This is a genomic window from Salinicola salarius (assembly GCF_003206135.1).
GTDB lineage: Bacteria > Pseudomonadota > Gammaproteobacteria > Pseudomonadales > Halomonadaceae > Salinicola > Salinicola salarius.
This window is the reverse complement of sequence record NZ_PZJT01000022.1, coordinates 29,289-48,907: the sequence shown is the minus strand read 5'-3', so window position 1 is coordinate 48,907 and position 19,619 is coordinate 29,289. Positions and strand designations below refer to the sequence as shown.

17 protein-coding genes and 1 pseudogene are annotated in these 19,619 nt (G+C 65.1%); 8 read left to right on the top strand and 10 right to left on the bottom strand.

Going from position 1 to position 19,619, the window contains the following annotated elements; translation table 11 throughout:
- Positions 1 to 17: 17 nt before the first annotated feature.
- Both DOM32_RS16445 and DOM32_RS16440 read right to left on the bottom strand, forming a co-directional pair.
- The gene (locus DOM32_RS16445) at positions 18 to 149 is read right to left on the bottom strand and encodes an entericidin A/B family lipoprotein (RefSeq protein ID WP_071232719.1); all 132 of its coding nucleotides are present in this window, start codon (positions 147 to 149) and stop codon (positions 18 to 20) included.
- Between the two features lie 225 nt (positions 150 to 374).
- Positions 375 to 503 carry an entericidin A/B family lipoprotein gene (locus tag DOM32_RS16440; RefSeq protein ID WP_083387449.1) on the bottom strand — a complete coding sequence of 43 codons (129 nt, stop codon included), beginning with the start codon at positions 501 to 503 and terminating at the stop codon, positions 375 to 377.
- 186 nt (positions 504 to 689) lie between these two features.
- On the opposite strand from DOM32_RS16440, the gene DOM32_RS16435 reads away from it, so the two are divergent.
- The gene (locus DOM32_RS16435; protein WP_110636544.1) at positions 690 to 1,115 is read left to right on the top strand and encodes an HIT domain-containing protein; all 426 of its coding nucleotides are present in this window, start codon (positions 690 to 692) and stop codon (positions 1,113 to 1,115) included.
- A gap of 93 nt (positions 1,116 to 1,208) precedes the next feature.
- Here DOM32_RS16435 and DOM32_RS16430 read toward each other — a convergent pair whose 3' ends face one another.
- Genes DOM32_RS16430 through DOM32_RS16415 form a run of 4 tightly spaced genes read right to left on the bottom strand, consistent with a single transcriptional unit; the run spans position 1,209 to position 3,923 of the window.
- Positions 1,209 to 2,222 (bottom strand): nickel/cobalt transporter, encoded by a 1,014-nt coding sequence (locus DOM32_RS16430; protein WP_244179957.1) that lies wholly within the window; start codon positions 2,220 to 2,222, stop codon positions 1,209 to 1,211.
- Positions 2,210 to 2,896 (bottom strand): DUF1007 family protein, encoded by a 687-nt coding sequence (locus DOM32_RS16425; RefSeq protein ID WP_110636541.1) that lies wholly within the window; start codon positions 2,894 to 2,896, stop codon positions 2,210 to 2,212. Before DOM32_RS16425 ends, DOM32_RS16430 begins: the two co-directional genes overlap by 13 nt.
- Positions 2,893 to 3,339, bottom strand: coding sequence for a hypothetical protein (locus DOM32_RS16420; RefSeq protein WP_110636538.1), 447 nt, complete (start codon positions 3,337 to 3,339; stop codon positions 2,893 to 2,895). The genes DOM32_RS16425 and DOM32_RS16420 overlap by 4 nt, the downstream gene beginning before the upstream one ends.
- Positions 3,336 to 3,923, bottom strand: coding sequence for a hypothetical protein (locus DOM32_RS16415; protein WP_110636534.1), 588 nt, complete (start codon positions 3,921 to 3,923; stop codon positions 3,336 to 3,338). The genes DOM32_RS16420 and DOM32_RS16415 overlap by 4 nt, the downstream gene beginning before the upstream one ends.
- Positions 3,924 to 4,155: 232 nt before the next feature.
- Here DOM32_RS16415 and DOM32_RS16410 point away from each other — a divergent pair, with 232 nt between their 5' ends.
- The 4 genes and pseudogenes from DOM32_RS16410 (at position 4,156) to DOM32_RS16395 (ending at position 9,022) form a co-directional block, all read left to right on the top strand.
- Positions 4,156 to 5,292, top strand: a complete 1,137-nt coding sequence (locus tag DOM32_RS16410; RefSeq protein WP_110636607.1) for a glycerate kinase — start codon at positions 4,156 to 4,158, stop codon at positions 5,290 to 5,292.
- Positions 5,293 to 5,485: 193 nt separating this feature from the next.
- Positions 5,486 to 5,959 (top strand): Dps family protein, encoded by a 474-nt coding sequence (locus DOM32_RS16405; RefSeq protein ID WP_071232713.1) that lies wholly within the window; start codon positions 5,486 to 5,488, stop codon positions 5,957 to 5,959.
- A 286-nt stretch (positions 5,960 to 6,245) separates the two neighbouring features.
- A pseudogene (locus tag DOM32_RS16400) lies at positions 6,246 to 7,451 on the top strand (methyl-accepting chemotaxis protein); the annotation flags it as partial.
- 95 nt (positions 7,452 to 7,546) lie between these two features.
- The gene (locus tag DOM32_RS16395; protein WP_110636528.1) at positions 7,547 to 9,022 is read left to right on the top strand and encodes a chemotaxis protein CheW; all 1,476 of its coding nucleotides are present in this window, start codon (positions 7,547 to 7,549) and stop codon (positions 9,020 to 9,022) included.
- A gap of 61 nt (positions 9,023 to 9,083) precedes the next feature.
- On the opposite strand, the gene DOM32_RS16390 is transcribed toward DOM32_RS16395, so the two are convergent.
- The gene (locus DOM32_RS16390; protein WP_110636525.1) at positions 9,084 to 10,622 is read right to left on the bottom strand and encodes a DNA recombination protein RmuC; all 1,539 of its coding nucleotides are present in this window, start codon (positions 10,620 to 10,622) and stop codon (positions 9,084 to 9,086) included.
- Between the two features lie 216 nt (positions 10,623 to 10,838).
- Here DOM32_RS16390 and DOM32_RS16385 point away from each other — a divergent pair, with 216 nt between their 5' ends.
- The 3 genes from DOM32_RS16385 (at position 10,839) to katE (ending at position 15,229) form a co-directional block, all read left to right on the top strand.
- Positions 10,839 to 11,402, top strand: a complete 564-nt coding sequence (locus DOM32_RS16385) for a type 1 glutamine amidotransferase domain-containing protein (RefSeq protein WP_087719143.1) — start codon at positions 10,839 to 10,841, stop codon at positions 11,400 to 11,402.
- Between the two features lie 159 nt (positions 11,403 to 11,561).
- On the top strand, positions 11,562 to 12,716 hold the full coding sequence (locus DOM32_RS16380) for an App1 family protein (protein WP_322528726.1): 1,155 nt from the start codon (positions 11,562 to 11,564) through the stop codon (positions 12,714 to 12,716).
- 287 nt (positions 12,717 to 13,003) lie between these two features.
- Positions 13,004 to 15,229 carry a catalase HPII gene (gene katE / locus DOM32_RS16375; protein ID WP_276232894.1) on the top strand — a complete coding sequence of 742 codons (2,226 nt, stop codon included), beginning with the start codon at positions 13,004 to 13,006 and terminating at the stop codon, positions 15,227 to 15,229.
- A gap of 97 nt (positions 15,230 to 15,326) precedes the next feature.
- On the opposite strand, the gene DOM32_RS16370 is transcribed toward katE, so the two are convergent.
- The 3 genes from DOM32_RS16370 to DOM32_RS16360 form a co-directional block, all read right to left on the bottom strand.
- Positions 15,327 to 16,805, bottom strand: coding sequence for an aminoacyl-histidine dipeptidase (locus DOM32_RS16370; RefSeq protein WP_110636517.1), 1,479 nt, complete (start codon positions 16,803 to 16,805; stop codon positions 15,327 to 15,329).
- Positions 16,806 to 16,969: 164 nt separating this feature from the next.
- Positions 16,970 to 19,309, bottom strand: a complete 2,340-nt coding sequence (locus DOM32_RS16365; RefSeq protein WP_110636514.1) for a tRNA(Met) cytidine acetyltransferase TmcA — start codon at positions 19,307 to 19,309, stop codon at positions 16,970 to 16,972.
- A 9-nt stretch (positions 19,310 to 19,318) separates the two neighbouring features.
- On the bottom strand, positions 19,319 to 19,619 hold a 301-nt coding region (locus DOM32_RS16360; protein ID WP_420876628.1), incomplete at its 5' end, for a hypothetical protein.

Here is a 19,619-nt window from a genome sequence, read left to right as displayed (position 1 = left end):
ACCGGGCGTTTGTGAACTCAGCTGGCAGCGTCCTGTACGGCTTCGCCACCGGCTTCGACGTCCTTGCCAGCGCCATCGACGGTGTTGCATCCCGCCAGGATACCGGCGCTGAACAGTGCGAACAGAGAGAAAGCAATCAGGCGTTTCATGGTGTCGTCCTCCTTAACGTTTTAGACGGATGAATTCTTGGCTCATCCGGGCCGTTTTGTTATCGGCCTGTCATCAAGGTAGCAGAAAGTCATGGAAAACGCGTAATACGACTTGTCTAACTGTCGGATTTCGCTTCCAAACTGCCGGCCTATCACCGTTTCATGCACGGCAACGTGGGTCGCGCCGAGACGGCAACGGGCCTAGGGTCTGTTGANNAACAGACCCTAGCGGGAAGCGTTCTGGATCTTCTCGCCGCCGCGCTCGATATCCTGGCCCAGTCCATGCATCGTGTTGCAGGCACTCAGTGTCAATAACAGGCAGCCAATGGCCAGCCATCCCCATCCAGCTTTCATCGTCCAATCCTCGTTACAGGGCCGCCTTTCGATAGCGCTTACCGCTATCACGGCGGCAACGCCGAAATCTTACCACCGTTCCCGCGGTCGCCGCGCGACTCGACGCCCTCATGGCAGCGACGTAAAGTGGCGCCTCGAACCCTCTCTTTCGACCTTGTTCTTCGCCGCCTTCCAACCGGAGCCGCCATGTCCCTCTTCACGCTCGACGCACGCCTGCAGCAGGATAGCGTCCACGTCATCGATCTGCGGTTGTGCCAGGTCCGTTTGAGCCGGGATGCGCGCTACCCCTGGGTCATTCTGGTCCCGCAGCGCGACGATGTCGTCGAGATCTACGATCTGTCCCCCGACGATCAGGCGCGTCTGTGGCAGGAAGCCACTCGACTGGGCCAGGCGATGATGCGCCACTACGGCGGCGACAAGCTGAACGTCGCCACGCTGGGCAATCTGGTGCCGCAGCTCCATCTGCACGTGATCGTACGCTTTCAGGGCGATGCCGCCTGGCCGGGCCCGGTCTGGGGGCAGGGAGTGGCCGAGGCCTACGCCGACGACGCGCTCGAAGGGCGCCGCGACGAGATCGTTCGACTGGCAGGTGAAGCCGGTCTCTTGAGTTGACGACCTGGCGACCTGGCGACCTGGCAAGCTGACGACTTGGCGAGCTGACGAACTGACCGCGAGCTTGGCGCGTCGGCTCGAGACGATCCAGAATCAGCCGCGCCTCGACCCGAATGGCCCCGGGGCAGGTTCGGATTGCGCCGTGGGTGCGCCCAGCATGGGCGGCGCGGCGGCCGGGCCTCGCTGCCACTGCGCCAGCGTCAGCGATAGCCCCAGCACGAGTATCAGCGCTCCGCCCGCCAGGCCGATCCAGGCCTGCCACTGACCGCCGCCAGCCGCCGGCTCGAGATGACGTGTGACCCAATCCCGCGCCACGACGCTGAGCAGCGCCAGCACCGAGACGGTCAGCGCCGTTCCCGCCGACATCGCCAACACCGCCACCACGCCCTTGCCGAACTGGTCCAGCAACGCGGCCGCGCCCAGCAGCAGGACGGCGCCGCTACAGGGCCGAATGCCGATCGAGAGCACCGTCAGCAGAGCCACGCGCCAGTCGCTCGCCTTGCGCGGGTCGACATGATGCTCGTGCCCGCAGCCGCAGTGCGCCCCGTGCGTATGGCGCTGCTCATGAATGCCCTCCTGCGCGTGCGAACTGGCGTGGCGCGAACGCCATAGGCGACGCAGCGAACGCACGCAGAGCCACAACCCCAGCAGCGAGACGACGGCGAAGCTGACGAGCTCGGCCTGCTCGATGCTGCCCATCGCCTGTCGGGTCAGCCAGCCCAGACCGAAGACCAGCACGCCGATGATGGCGATCGCCATGACGCCCTGCAGCAAGGCCGCCAGCGCGGAAAGCCCCAGCGCGCGACGCCAGGCGCCGCCCTGCGAGGCCAGGTAAGTGCTCAGCACCACCTTGCCATGACCCGGCCCCGCCGCATGGAAGACGCCGTAGCCGAAACTCACGCCGAGCAACAAGCCCCAGGTCGCCGCGCTCGGCGTACGCTTGAGGGCGGTGACCGCCTCGACCAGGGCGTGGTAGAACTCGCCCTGCCAGTACACGATGCGTACCGCGGCCTGCTGCCACCAGCCCAGCGAATACCCCGCCACGCCGATGGCGACCAGCATTGCCAACGGAATCATCACTTTCAGCAACGCATTCAACCGGGGCACGTGATCTCTCCGGTCTCGGCAAAGAAGCGGCCGAGATTCGGCTCGCCGGTCTCGCTCTTGTCCAGCATCGCCGCTTCCATCACCTTCTGCGGGTCCGGCGTTGCCTTGACGACGACCGTGGCACACCCCTCGGGGGCGTTTGCCAGCGTCAGGGCGCCAGGCAGCGGCCGGGAGCCATCCTCGTTGGCCTCGTGGACCATCTCGATGTAGTAGGTCGGATCGAAGATCCGATAGCGCAAGGTACGACCGGCCAGCGGTTGCGGCGTCGCCAGCGGCAGCACGAAATCGTAGATCAACCGCTCGTCGCGATAGTCGGTATTGGTGTCGCTGACATCTCCCTGGGCCAAGGGGTCGTCGTCGAGAGTGATAGTGGTGAGGTTGTGCTGGGTGGCGAGGTTGTCGCGGATCTCGACGCCCAGCGCATCGAGACGCTCGGCCATGCTGGTGGCGTCGTCGGCGGTCGCCATCTCCTCCATCACCACCTGGCTGTAGAACGGGTCCATGCGCCAGCGCTGACGCAGCGCGGTCAGGTTTCCTTCGTCATCGAAGATCCCTTCGACGCTCATGTCGACCCAGCCGTGCGGGTGAGCCAACGCCGCCGAAGGCCCTCCCAGACACAGGGCGATCCCCAGGCCCAGCCAACCATAGCGGCAGCGAGACGACGCTTTCTTCAAGGCAACAATCCCAACCGATTCTGAACGTCGATGAACAGCGGATCGAGCTCCAGCGCATCCAATGGCTGGCCGCCGCGTCGGCCACTCAGGGTGAGGAAGGTATCGCCGTTCTGGATGACCAGCCCCGGAGGACGCTCGCCCCCACTGGTGACCTGGGCGTGGACCTCGTACCCGGAGCGAGACGCCAGCACGGCATCGATCTGGCCCAGGTCGCCATCGGCGTGACGGATCACGAACCCGCGCTCGGCCAGCATCGCGAGCGTTGCCTTGAGGGTGGATTCCGCCGTCGCCTCGACGGCGATACTCCGCGGCTGCGGTTGGGGCGCGACGGCACAGCCGGTCAGCGAAAGCATCCCGATCAGCAGCCCCAGCCCGGCGACTCGCCAGGGGCGGGAACGGGATACCGTACGCCGCCGAAGCGCGGGCATCTTGCGTTGATTCATGGCGTTGCCTCCCCAGCGGTCCTGTTCAGGCGGGTGTCGATGTCCTGTCGCAACTGCTGACAGAACGACGGCTGGTTGTAGCTGCGTGCGTCGATCAGATAGCCGTTGTAATCGACCACGACCGAATCACGGTCGACCAGGGTCGTCTGCTCCGGCGTCACCACCGAGACGCGCTCGATCTGGACCGGGTCGGTGTTGTAGCCACCGCCGAAGTTCTGGAACACGCCCAGCGAATAGCCGTTCCGCCCACCCAGGCCGAAGCCGCCCCAGAAGCCGGTGCGCCCTAGCGGGCTTTCCACCGCGCCGAGGCCCGGTTGCAATGTCTTGCGCTCGGCGCTGACCAGGCCCAGCGTGGCATCGGTATCGAGAATGGCGTAGCCCTGGCTCTCGAGCGCCTCGCGCGTGGCCCGTAGCCGCTCCAGCGGATCGGCACTGCCGGCCGGCCAGCGGCAGGCGGCCGGTAGCGCATTGCCGCCGGCCGCCGAGGTGGGCGCCGGTGCCGACAGTGCCTGGCAACCGCTCAACAATCCGAGCCCGATGAAGAGAACCATCCAGCGCCCAATCCGACATCGTCGATCGTTCATGACAGCCTCCTTGCGGGGGATTGCGAACAGCGTTCAGCATGCCAGTTTCCCCCCTGCCAATCCACGCCCATCGTGACGACTTCCGACGTGAGCGGGCGGCAACGTCGCACGAGCGCGCGAGTGGCGATCAGCAGGTCACGATAGCCCGTCGCCGTCGGCGTGGAACGACGCTATGCTGACCGCTGCCACGACGAGCCCGTTTCACTTTCGTCTACTCTCGACAGAGGATGCCATGAATATCGTCATTGCCCCTGACAGCTTCAAGGATGCGCTCTCCGCCCGCGACGCCGCCGCCGCCATTGCCGCCGGCCTGAAGCGGGAGCTGCCCGATGCCATCTTGCATGAATGCCCGATGGGCGATGGCGGCGAAGGCACGCTGGATGCGCTGCTGGCGGCCACCGGTGCCGAGCGGCGAACGGCGAACGTGCAGGACGCGCTGGGGCGCGAGGCCACGGCGGCCTGGGGCTGGCACCAGGCCACCCTCACCGCGTTCGTCGAACTGGCCGAAGCCAGCGGCCTGCAGCAGCTCGAACGAGAGGAGCGCACCGCGCTTCACAGCACCACCTTCGGCGTCGGCCAACTGATCGAGGCGGCGCTGGATGCGGGGGCTCGTTCGCTGGTACTGACGCTGGGCGGCAGTGCCACCAACGATGCTGGCGCGGGCATGCTGGTGGCCCTCGGCGCCCGCCTGCTCGACAGCGAAGGGCGGCCCCTTCCGCCGGGTGGCGCCGCGCTGGCCGATCTGGCGACGCTCGATCTCGACGGGCTCGACCCTCGCCTGGCCTCGCTGGAGGTGCGGACCGCCGTCGACGTCGACAACCCCCTGCTCGGCCCGCGGGGTGCCAGTGCCATCTTCGGCCCGCAGAAAGGCGCCACCAGCGCCGACGTCGAACGGCTCGACCGTGCGCTCTCCCACTTCGCCGATCATGCGGCGGAAGCCTTGGGGGAGGATTTCCGCGAACTGCCGGGTGCCGGTGCCGCCGGCGGCATGGGCTTCGCCGCGCGCGCCTTCCTCGGCGCCACGCTGCGCCCCGGCATCGAGCTGGTCATGGAGCAGGTGAAATTCGACGCGCTGCTCGCCAATGCCGACTGGGTGATCACTGGCGAAGGCCAGCTGGACGGCCAGAGCCTGTCAGGCAAGACGCCGATCGGCATCGCTCGCCGTGCCGAACGCTTCGGCGTTCCTACGGTCGCGCTGGTCGGGCGCCTGGGGGACCAGTGGCAGGCCGCCTTCGATCACGGCATCACGGCGGCGTTTGCTCTGGCGGACGGCCCGCTCACACTGGACGAGGCGCTGTCACGCTGCGGCGAACTGCTGAGCGACCGCGCGCGCACACTGGCCCGACTCTGGCAGGTCGCCCCTCGCTAGAGGTGCGACATTTCGCTCGCCTCTGGCCCTTGCTTTCCCCTCGTGCTGCCCTGATATCTTCAAGAGAGCGCGGCACGTCGCGACATGATCGCGACATGATAGAACGTCACTATTCATCCCATACAGATGCTTGGATGGGCCTCGATGTGACGCCCGGTTAGACTGACTTTCAGCACCTTCAAGGAGAGATCTCATGTCCGATACCAATGCCATTGGCCTGCACGCTTCCAGCGCGTCCCAGCTTGCGGAAAAGCTCAACGCCCTGCTGGCCAACTACCAGGTGTTCTACATGAACGCCCGCGGTTATCACTGGAACATCAAGGGCGAGCATTTCTTCGAGCTTCACGCCAAATTCGAAGAGATCTACACCGACCTGCTGACCAAGGTCGACGAAGTGGCCGAGCGCATTCTCACACTGGGTTATCAGCCGCTGCACGCCTACAGCGACTACGCCAAGATTTCCCAGATCCAGGAAGACAAGCAGGTCTCCGACGGCAAGCAGTGCGTTCAGGGCCTGGTGAAAGGCTTTCAGGTTCTGATCGAGCTCCAGCGCGAACTGCTCTCCCAGGCCAGCGATGCCGACGATGAAGGCACCGCCTCTATGGCCAGCGATTACATTCGCGAGCAGGAAAAGACCGTGTGGATGCTCAACGCCTATCTGGGCTGAGTATTCGCCGTAACCTGTTGGAAAAAAGTGAAGCCTGCCGATAGAAAAGCCACCCTCGGGTGGCTTTCCTGTCTCTTCCCCCTGAAGTCTCTCGACATTTAAGTAAACTTTAGTACACCATTGTAACGCGACATTAACCCACCAGCGCATGGGCCTTTATTGTCTGCCCGCAGGCTCGCGCGTGATCTTGCACGTCTTGGAGTCATCCAGCATGTCGGTCGATTTTGATTATCCCCCCGTCACCCACGACACTCAGAGCCAACAACTGGATGCGCTGTGGAAAGCCATTGACCGTTCCCAGGCCATCATCGAGTTCGATCTGCAGGGAAAGGTCGTCAGCGCCAACGCCAACTTCCTCGATCTGATGGGTTATACGCTCGACCAGATCATCGGTCAGCACCACCGCCTCTTCTGCGACCCCGCCGAGATATCCACGCCGGAGTACCGCACGTTCTGGCAGCAGCTCGCCCAGGGTGAGCTGATGGCAGGCGAATACCGCCGCCTGACCCAGAGTGGCAAGGAGGTCTGGCTCCAGGCCACCTACAATCCGGTTAACGATGCGGACGGCAAGCCGTACCGGGTCATCAAGATGGCGACGGACATCTCCGCGGAAAAGCATCTGGCGGCCGAGTACGAAGGCAAGGTCAACGCCATGGATCGCGCCCTGGCGGTGATCGAGTTCGATCTCAAGGGCAATATCCTGTCCGCCAATCGCAACTTTCTCGACACCATGGGCTACCAGGCCGACGACATCATCGGCCATCATCACCGCATGTTCTGCGAACCGGATTACGTCACCAGCCGGGAGTACCGCGACTTCTGGCAGTCCCTGGGGCGCGGCGAGTTCTTCAGCGGGCGGTTCATGCGGTTCGGCAACCATGGCCGCCGCGTCTGGATCCAGGCGACCTACAATCCGATCTTCAATGCCGATGGCGCCCCCTACAAGGTGGTCAAGTTCGCCACCGACATTACCGATCAGGTCGAACTGGAAGAGCATATCCAGACATTGACCGAGGCGATGAGCGTTTCGCTGCAACAGCTCAACGCTTCGATTGCCTCGATCGCCGAGAACACGCAGCTGACGCGGGAACTGGCGCGCGCTACGCAGCAGGAAGCCGAACACGGCACCCGCTCGCTGGACGACTCCCGTACCGCGATGACCGCCATCCAGAAATCCTCGGAAGACATCAACGACATCGTCCAGGTCATCGGCGAAATCGCCTCGCAGACCAACCTGCTGGCCTTCAACGCAGCGATCGAAGCGGTTCGTGCCGGCGAACACGGCCTCGGGTTCTCCGTGGTGGCCGACGAAGTGCGCAAGCTGGCCGAGAAATCCGCCGATGCCACCCGCCAGATCAACCGCCTGCTGGGGGAATCTCTCAAGCGTATCGAGAGTGGCAATACCGTCTCCCAGCGCGCCGCCGACTCCTTCGGACGCATCGTCGACGGCGTCGGGCAGACCACCGCCTCGGTCGAGAAGATCGCCAGCTCGGCAGGCGAACAGCTGGAAACCGCCAAGCATGTCGACGAACTGATCCGCGACCTGGCCCAAGCCACCCAGCGCGGGGCGGGTAACGACAAGACATCATGACCCAACGCGTACTGGGAATACTGCGCCTCAACGACAGTGACATCGCGCTGGATGCCGCGCACCTGATCGAGGTGGTACGTCTCGAGACGCCTCTTTCTCCCCGCCCGCTGGCGCCACGCTGGTCGCTGGGTACGTTGCTGTGGCGGGGCTCGCCGGTGCCGGCGATCGACCTGGGCAGGCTGCTCGAACTGGACCCGAGCACGGGCCCGCGGGAAGCCGGCGAGCTCATGGCGATCATCGAATATCGCGGCGGCCGCTTCGGGATGCGGATTTCGCACATCAGGGACCTGGTGAGCGTCGATCCCGAGCAGCTCCATACGCTAAAGAACGCGGCGGGCGATGCCGACGCCCTGACGCCACAGTTGCTCGAGCATCCCGACTTCGACAGCGCCATCTACGTGCTCGACCTCGAAGCGCTGTTCGCCCTCGAGGGCATGGTCTCGGTACACGTCGAAGCCGGCCGGCAGAGGCCGAATGCCGCCACCGTGAAGGAGAACACCCACAGCGACCGGCGCTGGCTCGTCGTCGATTGTGACGACACACGACTGGCGCTGGATGTGGGCTCGGTACGGGAAGTCGCCACCTGCGGCCCCATCGACTCCCCCGTGATCGACCTGCCGGCCTATCTCGGCAATGTCGCCCTGCGTGGCGCCACCCTGCCGCTGTTCGATCCCCGGGCGCTGATCGGCCAGCCGGCCCGCCAGACACCGCCATCTCATCTCGCCGTTCTCGATAGCGATCACGGTCGTGTCGCCCTCGCCGTCGATCGCGTCGCAACGCTGACGGGCAGCGACCAGCCGGCGCCTCTACCGGTCTCCCCGAGTGCGGGCTACGCCTCCGCCGTCAGCGCACTGGTGCCCGCCGCGGACGAGGGCAAGGACGCCCTGGCGATCGATCACCACGAGCTGTTCGGCAACCTCAACGTCAACGCGCTGGCGCGTCTCCATACCCGGCTCGATACGGAGGCCAGGCAAGCGCGGGAACAGCGCGACTGGCAGCGATTCGCCTTCGTCCATTTCCGCTGCAGCGGCGATTACGTCACGACGCTCGACCAGCTCGAAGCCGTCGACTCGGCACCGACGGACTATCAGAAGAGTTCGCATCCGGCCGGCCCTTTTCTCGGCGCCTGGCGTCGACAGGATCGCAGCGTCTCGCTGGTAGATCTGCGCGCGCTGCTGGGAATCGACTCCTCCCACCCCGCGAATCACGTCCTGGTCGTCGAGACGGGTGACGGTCTCGTCGGGTTCCTCGTCGACTACCTCCGCAGAATCGAGTACGTCGAAGCGCCCAGGGAGAGCTTTACCATTCGCTGGCGCGGCGATGCCGTCGACGGCGCGTCGCCCGAGCCCTCCCCCGTCAAGGCGGCCAAACGGCTGATCTCGGTCGGCGAAGGCGACAAGCGTCAGGTGATGGCGCTTTTGTGTCTGCAGACTCTGGCCAAGCGGCTCAGCGAGGCTGGCTCGACCGCCTGAGGCGAATGCTGAGACGAACGGAACGCCGCGGATGCGTTGCCGAATCCCATCGACATCCCGGTCAGCCTCTGGTGTCGTCCGATTCGCGGAAGTCGGGGGGATCGTCGCCATCGGGCTCAGCGCGCCGATCCTCATCGCTGACCTTGGACGTTCCGATGCTGCCGGGCGACCCGACGGCCCTGGATTCGGCAGGCTCGTCCTCCTCGGCATCGCGGGTCAGGTGCGAAGGCAGGTCGCGTTTCATGCGCACGCCCAGCCGGTTGAGCGCCAGCGCCTGGCCGACCAGGCTCCCCTGCCCGGTCGAAAGCCGACCCATCGCCTGATCGTAACTGCCCTGGGCCCGCCCCAGATGCCGACCCACGTCCTCCAGACTCGAGACGAAACCCTGGAACTTGTCGAGCAGCTTGCCGGCGCGCTCGGCGATGTGCCTGGCGTTCTCGTTCTGCCGCTCCAGATTCCACAGGCTCGATACCGTGCGCAGGCTGGCCAGCAGCGTGGTCGGCGTGACCACTACGATGTCGCTTGAAAAGGCGTCCTGGAACAGTGTCTCGTCATGCTGAAAGGCGACGGCGAAGGCCGGCTCCACCGGCATGAACAGGAACACGAAATCCGGCGAACGCAGTCCGGGAAGCCGGGGATAGTCGCGCCCGGACAGCGCATCGATATGGCTTCTCACCGCCTGCACATGAGCGCGCAGGGCCTGGGCGCGCTCGGCATCGTCCTCGGCGTTGACGTAGCGCACGTAGGCGTTGAGCGAGACCTTGGCGTCGACGATCAGGTGCTTGTCGTCCGGCAGGTAGATGACCGCATCCGGGCGCTGGCGCCCCTGATCGCCATCGAGGGAAACTTCACGGCGGTATTCGATATCCCGCCGCAGGCCGGAGCGCTCCAGCACCGACTCGAGCATCATCTCGCCCCAGTTGCCCTGCATCTTCTTGTCGCCCTTGAGCGCTCGGGTGAGATTGGCGGCCTCTTCGGTGATCTGGCGGTTGAGCGTGGCCAGCTGGTCGATCTGCACCTTGAGCGTGGTCCGCTCGCGCACTTCCTGGCCATGGATCTCCTCGAGACGCTGGCGGAAGCCGCTGACCTGCTCGCGAAACGGCTTCAGCAACGCTTCGAGACTGTCCCGGCTCTGGGCGCTATAGGCGCGCTGGCGCTCGTCGAAAATGCGCCCGGCGAGCGATTCGAACTCGTGCCCGAGGCGGGTCTTTGCCTGCTCCAGCAACTGGAGCTGTTCCGCATGCTGGTTCTGCTGCTGCTCGTGCCGGGTTTCCAGTCGCCCATACTGCTCTCGCAGCGTCGCCAGACGTTCGTTGAGCGCCTCGAGCTGATGTTCGCGAGCGGCCAACTGCTGCTGCAGCTGGGCCTGGCGCTCGCGCAGATCGTCCTGCTGCCCATCGCTCTGGGCCAGCTCCTGCTCCAGCCGCAGGCACTGGGTCTCGCTGGCCTGCAAGCGGGATCGAAGCATGTCCCGCTCGCGCGCGTAGCGCCGCCGCTGCCACACCAGGCCGACGCCGAGTCCTAACGTCACGAACAACGCCACGAACCCGAGCAGCAAGACAAGCCCACCGCCCGACAGCCACTCACCCGCTACACTCATCGCTCTGCCTTCCTCTGACCTCGGCGCCATCGCGGCGCCACCATCCGTGAGTCCTTGCCTCAGCGCAAGCGATGATATCGAAAGCGCCCGGTTTTCCTTGAACTCTGCCCAGACTATCCCAAACTTCTTGAGTCAGCCGAGACATGGACCGGGATGGCCCATGGGCTTGTCATCTATCGAAACATCAAGCCGATTTATCAAGACCAGGAGGTCACGATGGCTCAGCAACTCAATGGTAAACGTGTCGCAATCCTCGCCGCCGACGGGTTCGAGGAAGCTGAACTCTCTTCTCCGCGCGCCGCACTGCAAGGTCAGGGCGTCGAGACACATGTCATCACCCCGGACGGCAAGGGCATTCGCGCCTGGGCCGAAACGGACTGGGGCGAAACCTACGAAGCGGACAAGAGCCTGGCGGACGCCAACCCCGCCGACTACCATGCGCTGGTTCTGCCAGGCGGCGTGTTCAACCCGGATGAACTGCGCACGAACGAAAAAGCGCTTGGCTTCGTCAGGAGCTTCTTCGAAGCCGGCAAGCCGGTCGCCGCGATCTGTCACGCGCCGTGGATTCTGATCAACGCAGGTGTCGTCGACGGCCGCAAACTGACATCCGTGCCGTCCATTGCGCAGGATCTCAAGAATGCCGGCGCCAACTGGGTCGACGAATCGGTTGTGGTCGACAGCGGCTTCGTCACCAGCCGCACGCCGAAGGATCTCGATGATTTCAACGGCAAGCTGATCGAAGAGCTGGCCGAAGGGCGTCACAGCGAGCAGCATGCCTGATCGCCTTTCGCGACGCCAAACGAGCGCCCGCCGATCGGTGGGCGCTTTTTTTATGTTATGCCGGCTGTCGTCAGACCGGCCGAAGCCCGACCAGACTTTGCAGGATAGCGCGCGAGTTCCCATACTCACCGTTAATCAAACCTAGGATCCTCCGTCATCGTGCCTCAATTTCGCGATACTTCCGCCGACACTGCCACCTCGGGCTCGCTGCCTCGGCTCTTCGTGACGAAACTGGTTCACTTCGCCAAGAAACTGGTTCGCCTCTTCATCCGGCCGATGCGCGGCGACAAGGGCCGAGGCGGGGTCGTCGTGCATCCGTATCGCGGTTACGGTTCTCACTCGGAAGCCTTCATCATGGGCCGCGTCTTTCGCCAACCCGGACGGCTAAGGAACTGGGAAAAAGGCGGCATCGCCCGCGATCTGGTGGATGTCGCGCGTCGCCTGGTGAGGCACGGCGTCCGCGACGCCCGCGTCGACATTCGGATTGGCGCGACCCAGGCCTCCGTCACCACCGACCGCGACGGCTACTTCCACGCCCATATCGACATTACCCACACGCTTCCTGCCGAGGCGATCTGGCACTCGGTCAAGCTGCAGGTGCTCTCCGAGGACGACGCCATCAGCACCGAGACCGAAATCTACATTCCGCCGGCGAGCACCGACCTGATCGTGATCAGCGATATCGACGACACGGTGATGTATACCGGCGTCGCCAACAAGCTGAAGATGCTGTATCGCCTGTTCATGGAGAAAGCGGATCGACGCACGGCCTTTCCCGGTGTCGCTGCGCTGTATCGGGCGCTCTACGGTGGCGCCGAGGGCAATCGCCACCGCCCCATGCTCTATGTGTCACGCGGTCCGTGGAGCATCTACGAAGTTCTCGAGATGTTCTTCAACATGAACCGCATTCCGGTAGGGCCGATCCTGTTCCTGCGCGAATGGGGCATGACGTTGAAGCGCCCCTGGCCGCGCAAGGCCGAGGACCACAAGTCCGACGTGATCCGCAACATGCTGTCGCTCTACGACACGTTGCCGTTCATTCTCATCGGCGACAGCGGCCAGCGGGACCCGGAGGTCTACACCGAGATCGTCAAGGAACACCCGGAACGCGTGCGCGCCATCTATATTCGCAAGGTGGACAACGACCCCGAGCGGGACGCGGCCATCGAAGCGCTGGCCAACGAGGTCCGCCATGCAGGCTGCGAGCTGATTCTCGCCCATGACAGCGTGAGCATGGCGGAGCATGCGCTCTCGAAGGGGTACATCTCGGAGGAAGGCTGCGAGGCGGTACGCAAGGATACGCACCAGTATTAGTCTCAGTCGGCGGCGTCTGCCGCCCGCCTTCCCTTGCCAGCCCGGGTTCAACCGCTCTTTTCAGCCGCCTCTGCCTTGCCACCGCGCCTTCTCTTCCACCACGCCTTTTCCCGTCACCCTTTGCCAGCGTATTTGCCATCGGTTATCGCCGGGCGAAGGCATCGAATTCCCGGAGCCGGATTCGTGGCAGCGATTGATGCAGGTTAACGGCAGCCGAATCCCCCCTTTGCCATCGTCGGTGGAGACTTCTAGTTGTAAGAGGAGTTTCACACGCACACCAACGGCAGGTGCTCCGGTTGGCTGTCGATCATGGATGTCGACATCCCGGAGTATCTGCCGTCGATTCAAATCAGGAGATACGGATGTCCAACAATCCTCACACGTCCTCCAACCGTGGCGGCCCCAACGATACGGACGTCAAGACCACCGAGCAGAGCAAGTCGGAGAATCTGGAAAAGTACCGTAGCGATGCCGAGGGGCATGACCTGCGCACCAATCACGGCACCCGGATCGCCGACAATCACAACTCGCTGAAGGCGGGCGAGCGTGGCCCGACCCTGATGGAAGATTTCGTCTTCCGCGAGAAGCTCAACCATTTCGACAACGAGCGCATTCCCGAGCGTATCGTCCACGCCCGCGGCGCGGCAGCGCACGGCTATTTCCAGCCTTACGCGGAAGCCGCCCGGTACTCCAAGGCCGGACTGTTTCAGGATCCCGACAAGAAAACGCCGGTATTCGTGCGCTTTTCCACCGTCCAGGGGGCCCGCGGCTCCAACGATACCGTTCGTGACGTGCGCGGCTTCGCCACCAAGTTCTACACCGACGAGGGCAACTGGGACCTGGTCGGCAATGACATGCCGGTCTTCTTCATCCAGGACGCGATCAAGTTCCCCGACTTCGTGCACGCGGTGAAGCCCGAGCCGCACAACGAGATCCCCCAGGGGCAGTCGGCCCACGATACCTTCTGGGATTTCGTCTCGCTGATGCCGGAAAGCGCACATATGGTGCTGTGGACCATGTCCGACCGCGCCTTCCCGCGCCATTACCGCAACATGGAAGGCTTCGGCGTGCACACCTTCCGGCTGGTCGACAAGCAGGGCAAGGCGCGCTTCGTCAAGTTCCACTGGAAGCCGCTGGCAGGGACCTGTTCGCTGATCTGGGACGAAGCGCAGAAGCTGTGGGGCCGGGATCCGGACTTCAATCGTCGCAACATGTGGGACGATATCGAGAACGGCGACTTTCTGGAATTCGAGTTCGGGATTCAGGTCGTGGAGGAAGAGGACGAGCACAACTTCGACTTCGATATTCTCGACCCGACCAAGCTCATCCCCGAGGAGCAGGTGCCGGTCACCCCTATCGGCAAGATGGTGCTCAACCGCAATCCGGACAACTATTTCGCCGAGACCGAACAGGTGGCATTCAATCCGGCCCATATCGTGCCGGGGATCGACTTCACCAACGACCCGCTGCTGCAGGGCCGGCTGTTCTCCTATCTCGATACGCAGATGCTGCGCCTGGGCGGGCCCAACTTCCACGAGATTCCGATCAACCAGCCGGTATGCCCGTTCCACAATAACCAGCGCGACTCCATGCACCGCCAGACGATCAACAAGGGCCAGGCCTCCTACGAGCCCAATTCGATCGACGGCGGCTGGCCCAAAGAGACGCCACCCGCGGCGGAAAACGGCGGGTTCGAGACGGTCAACGAGCGAATCGACGCCAACAAGATTCGCGCGCGTAGCGCATCGTTCGGCGATCACTACTCCCAGGCGACGCTGTTCTGGAATAGCCAGACCGACGTCGAGAAGGAACACATCATCGCCGCCTACACCTTCGAGCTCTCCAAGGTGCAGCGGCCGTGGATTCGCGAGCGGGTGATCAAGGAGATTCTGCCCAACATCGATCTGGAACTGGCACGCCGGGTCGGCGAGAACCATGGCATCGAGGCACCTTCCAGCAAGCCGGCGCCGGCCGATGAACTGGGCCGGAGTGCGCAGCAGGAATCCCCGGCGCTGAGCCTGATGACGCGTCTGCCGGGCAATATCAAATATCGCAAGGTAGCGATCCTGGTCGCCGACGGTGTCGACAGCGATCAGGTGGAGACGATCAAGAGCAAGCTCGAGGCCGAAGGCGCCGAAGGCATGGTGATCGCCCCCAGCATGGCGCCGGTGAAGGCCGCGAACGGCCAGACGGTCACACCCGATGCCATGCTCAACGGCCAGCCCTCGGTGACCCTGGATTCGGTCATCGTCGCCGGCGGGGCGGAAAGCGTCCGGACGCTGTCGCAATCCGGACTGGGACGCTACTACGTCCAGGAAGCCTACAAGCACCTCAAGGCGATCTCCGCCATCGCGGAAGGCAAGGAGCTTTTGGCCGCGGCCAACGTGCCCACCCAGGAAGACGGCATCTTCCTCGGCGCCAGCGTGGACGACGTGTTCATCCCCTTCACTCAGGCCATGGGGCAGCACCGCGTCTGGTCGCGCGATGCCAGGGCCAACGACATGCCGGCTTAGTGGTCTTTATGGCCCAGTACGTCCCCAATACGTCATGACCCAGTACGTCATGACCCAGTACATCATGATCTAGTACGTCTTGTCCGGCAGGGTCGTCTCAGGCGGCCTTGCCGGAAGCGATGTCGGCTACCAGCGCCTTGAGTACACGCCAGAACTCCTCGACGGACGCCAGTTCGGTGCGCTCGGTGGGCGAATGCGCCCCGCGAATCACCGGTCCGAAGGAGATCATCTCCAGTTGCGGATACTTGCCGCCAATGATGCCGCACTCCAGCCCGGCGTGGATCACCTTGACCGCCGGGTCTTCGCCCAGTGCTTCCTGGTGCAGGCGACGGAAGCGGGTCAGCAGCGTGCTGTCCGCGCTCGGCGTCCAGCCCGGATAGGCGTTCTCGACCCGCGTCTGGGCGCCGATCAGCCCGAACAGTGCCGTAAACCGATCGGCCAGATTGCGCGTCGCGCTATCCCGCAGCGAGCGTACCAGCGCACACAGATGGAACCGCCCTTTCTCCAGCGACACCACACCAAGATTGTTGGAAGTCTCGACGACGCCCGGCACTTCGACGCTCATGCGTTCGACGCCATAGGGCGCGGCATGTAGCGCGGAAACCAGCAGTTGGGTCGCGGTATCGGTGAGCGCTTCCACCTCGTCGTCGCAGGAGACCGCCGCCGGCGACAGGGAGAGCGTCACGTTGTCGTCGACGCCCGCCAGCTCCTCGCGGTAGAGCGCCTGCAAGTTGGTGAGCGCTTCCTCCACCGCCGGCAGGTGATGCTCATCGACCACGATAGTGGCAAAGGCTTCGCGTGGCAGGGCGTTACGCAACGTGCCACCGTGATAGTCCACCAGGCGAATCTCGAACTCGCCCAGCCCGCGCAGCGCGCGCACCAGCAGCTGGTTGGCGTTGCCGAGCTCCTTGTGGATATCGGCCCCGGAGTGCCCACCGACCAGGCCGGTGAGAGAGACCCGACGCATCACCTCCCCTTCGTCGCAGCCGCGCATCGGCAGATCGGCATCGACGACTACGTCGGCGCCGCCGGCACAGCCGATGTAGACCTCGCCACGATCCTCGGAGTCGAGATTGAGCAGATAGCGGCCTTCCAGCCAGTTCTCGTCCAGCGACAGCGCGCCCTGCAGCGAGGTCTCCTCCTCCAGGGTGAACAGCGCCTCGAGCGGGCCGTGATCGATATCGTCCGCTTCGAGAATCGCCAGCGCCGCCGCGACGCCGAGACCGTTGTCGGCGCCGAGCGTGGTGCCACGGGCGTGCAGCCAGCCGTTCTCGACGTAGGTATCGAGCGGGTCGTTGAGGAAATCGTGAGGATGGTCGCTGTTGGCCTGCGTGACCATGTCGAGATGACCCTGCAGGATCACGCCGGGCACCGCCTCGCAGCCCGGGCTCGCTGCCTTGCGGATGCGCAGGTTGCCGTAGCTGTCGCGATCATGGGCCAGCCCCTTGTCGTCGGCCCAGCGCTCGAGAATGTCGACCAGCTTCGCTTCGTGGCCAGAGGGGCGCGGCGTATTGCAGAGCGTCCGGAAATGGCGCCACACGGGCTCGGGAGAGAGTTGCAGCAGATGATCGTTCATGGTCGATTCCAGCCTCGTCGTGCGGCGAGCAGGCCACCGCAACGGGTGTCGAAAGAGTGATGAATGAAATCCGAGCCGGCGGCGGACCGCGGCTCGTTTCAAGGTGCCAACACCTTACTCGCCTGACTGCAGCTTGACCATATCCGGTGAAAGCTGCCGAGACATCAACAATCACCCCGCCAGGCCAGCAATACCGCCGCCAGCCGACGTGCCGCCACCAGCCGTTCGCGCCGACCCTGCGACGAGAGCGCTTCATCCCGATACTGGAACAGCGCCGCCACCGCAGCGGCCACTCGGGGCGAGGCCGCGAGCTCGGGGTCATCCGGGCCGTCATCCGTCGCGGCAGCACTATCGGCCGTCAGCATGTCCGGCAGGCTCGCCAGCGGTCGTTGCCGCCACCACGCCAGCCAGGCCGGACGCAGCCACGGGCGGATCAACGCCAGCTCGCCGCCACCCGCAGCGAACCAGCCAAGCCGTTCGGCCAGATCGGCAGGCACGACCGGCGCCGCCCCCTCGTGCAGCCAGGCCGCCACGACGAGCGGTTCGATATCCCGCAGTTCGCTTGCCAGCAGATCCGGCAGGCAGCGGGCAAAGTCATCGTTCATGCGAGCCAGAGACGAACTGGCGCCCTCCGTCAATCCGCGCCCCATCATCTGCGCCGGCTCGCCGCTGGAAGCCTCCCGCGTGAGTCCCACGCGCAGCGAGACGAAGCCCTGCCGACGCCAGAAACGGATCAACGCCGGCTCCGCACCGAAGCTCACGCCCAGGCGATCCAGGCCATACGCTCGGGCCGTCGCCGCGACCTGCTCGACCAGGGCCGCGCCGACGCCTCGGCGCCGGGTCGCCGGGTGTACGGCAATCCGCATGATGCGCCACCAGCGGGCGAGCGCGGCTTCCTCGTAGCCGCCATGGGTCGCCAGCGACTGCGCCAGCAGATGCCCCCGCGGGCGTCGTTGCCCCCGGTAGATGTCGCTGGCCAGGGTCGCGTCGAAGCCACCCTCCTGCTGGACCACGCAGATGCCCACCGCATGTTGCTTCCCCGCGTCACCGTCGACGAACGCGGCCAGCAGATGAACGTCGGGGCCATCCAGCAACTGGCGCAGATCGCTGGGCGAGGTGCGGTAGTGCGCCTGTACCAGTAACCCGAAAAGGGGGCCGAGCCGGGTGTCGTCCCGGGCGAGCGACGCCCGGTCCAGCCAGGCGTAGGTGACCGACGCCTCCGGTAGCGCGCTGGCGACGGCCTCGGCTTCGGCCACCTCGGCATCCAGACACAGCAGTTCCCGCGTCAGTGTCTCCAGCGGATCGCCGGCACCCCAGCGGATCGGCGTCTGCAGCGTGAGCCGTTTCCACTCCGGCGTCAGCCGATCCAGCGCATCGCGCAGGCGCACCTCGAACCCGCGCCCGGTGCCTTCATAGCCATGCACGGTAGTAGCGAAGGCGATGCGCGGAAAGTGCTGCAGCCAGCCCGTCAGCCGAGCCGCGGGAATCGATGCCGCCTCGTCGACGAACAGCGTCGGCGGGGAGCGCGTGTCGATATCGGCCGAGGCCAGTTCGGGAATCACCTGTTCCGGCGCCAGCCACTCGACGCGGCAGGCATGGCCGTTCAGCTCGACCTCGAAGCGACCGGCCTCGCGCCGGCCCTCGGGCAGTAGCCGTTCGAGACGTTCGAACACCGCCTCGACCGCGACGAGACTCGACGCCGTGATCCAGAGCCGCCGTTCGCCCTGCCTCAGCCGCCGCGCCGCGGCGATGCCCAGCGCCGCGCTCTTGCCGCGACCGCGATCGGCGACCAGCACCACCGGGCGCCGACGCCGCATTCGCGTCAACCGCGATACCGCGGCGGCCTGGTCGGTGGTCAGGCAGTCGCCATCCGCTGTGAACGCCTCGGGCTCGGAATCGTCGGCGAGCGATACGGGCGAGTCGATGGCGATCGATGATGGCGCGATGGGTAGCGAATCGCCCGCCGGCCATGTGGCCACGTCGAAACGACGCTGCAGTATCCCGGCGAGCCGCTGCAGATAACGCGCCGACAAGGTTTCCGCCTCGTGGGGCCAGTGCGCGAGACGCCGATAGTCCGCATCCGGGCGCCAATCCGTCCAGGCCGGCAGTTGCCAATGCGCCGGCGTCAACAGTACCAGCCAGCCCCCGGCCTGGACGGTGCCGCTGATGGCGCCGAAGGCGTCGGGATCGAACCCGGCTTGCGGAGACACCGCATCGAACACCACCAGATCGTGCTCGCTGCCCAGCCGGCTGCGCGCGCGGGACGCACTCAGCCGCACCGAGGCCTGCGGCCCTGTCGAAACACCGGACGGACTCGAGGAGTCGGGGCCGATCCACAGCGGCGAGCGCCAGCGTCCCGCCGCCATCAGAGAGAGCGCCTTGCGGCGCGCACGCGAAGCGTCGTCGGCGATCCACAGCACGCCGCGCCAACGCCGCCGCTGGAGGCCATCGTCTTGATCGGCCAACCAGGCGGTGAGCGCAGAGTCCGCCTTCGGCGCGGACATTGGCGAGGCCTAGCCGAAGGCACCGCCGAGATCGGGTTTCATCGTCGGGCAGTAGCGCGCGACGACCACGGCCAGCAGGATGCCGCCCAGCGTCAACGCCACCGGCAACCAGCTGAACACGACGCCGGAAGAGACGTAGAGATAGAGGAAGAACACCGCCATCACGCCGCCGCCCATCAGACGACCGGCCTTGATGCCGGCCAGATAGACACTCAGCAGCACACCAGCGAAAGGGATCAGCACACTGAACAGGTTGATCACGAACTCGCGGCCACTGGCCGCCACCCCGGGCAGGATCAGCCGCGCCACC

Bases quoted from the DNA above. Each gene is read 5' to 3' on its own strand.
- DOM32_RS16370 (WP_110636517.1), bottom strand. From the start codon at position 16,805: ATGAACGATCATCTGCTGCAACTCTCTCCCGAGCCCGTGTGGCGCCAT.
- DOM32_RS16365 (WP_110636514.1), bottom strand. From the start codon at position 19,309: ATGTCCGCGCCGAAGGCGGACTCTGCGCTCACCGCCTGGTTGGCCGAT.
- DOM32_RS16440 (WP_083387449.1), bottom strand. From the start codon at position 503: ATGAAAGCTGGATGGGGATGGCTGGCCATTGGCTGCCTGTTATTGACA.
- DOM32_RS16445 (WP_071232719.1), bottom strand. From the start codon at position 149: ATGAAACGCCTGATTGCTTTCTCTCTGTTCGCACTGTTCAGCGCCGGT.
- DOM32_RS16415 (WP_110636534.1), bottom strand. From the start codon at position 3,923: ATGAACGATCGACGATGTCGGATTGGGCGCTGGATGGTTCTCTTCATC.
- DOM32_RS16390 (WP_110636525.1), bottom strand. From the start codon at position 10,622: ATGAGTGTAGCGGGTGAGTGGCTGTCGGGCGGTGGGCTTGTCTTGCTG.
- DOM32_RS16420 (WP_110636538.1), bottom strand. From the start codon at position 3,339: ATGAATCAACGCAAGATGCCCGCGCTTCGGCGGCGTACGGTATCCCGT.
- DOM32_RS16405 (WP_071232713.1), top strand. From the start codon at position 5,486: ATGTCCGATACCAATGCCATTGGCCTGCACGCTTCCAGCGCGTCCCAG.
- DOM32_RS16395 (WP_110636528.1), top strand. From the start codon at position 7,547: ATGACCCAACGCGTACTGGGAATACTGCGCCTCAACGACAGTGACATC.
- DOM32_RS16410 (WP_110636607.1), top strand. From the start codon at position 4,156: ATGAATATCGTCATTGCCCCTGACAGCTTCAAGGATGCGCTCTCCGCC.
- DOM32_RS16385 (WP_087719143.1), top strand. From the start codon at position 10,839: ATGGCTCAGCAACTCAATGGTAAACGTGTCGCAATCCTCGCCGCCGAC.
- DOM32_RS16435 (WP_110636544.1), top strand. From the start codon at position 690: ATGTCCCTCTTCACGCTCGACGCACGCCTGCAGCAGGATAGCGTCCAC.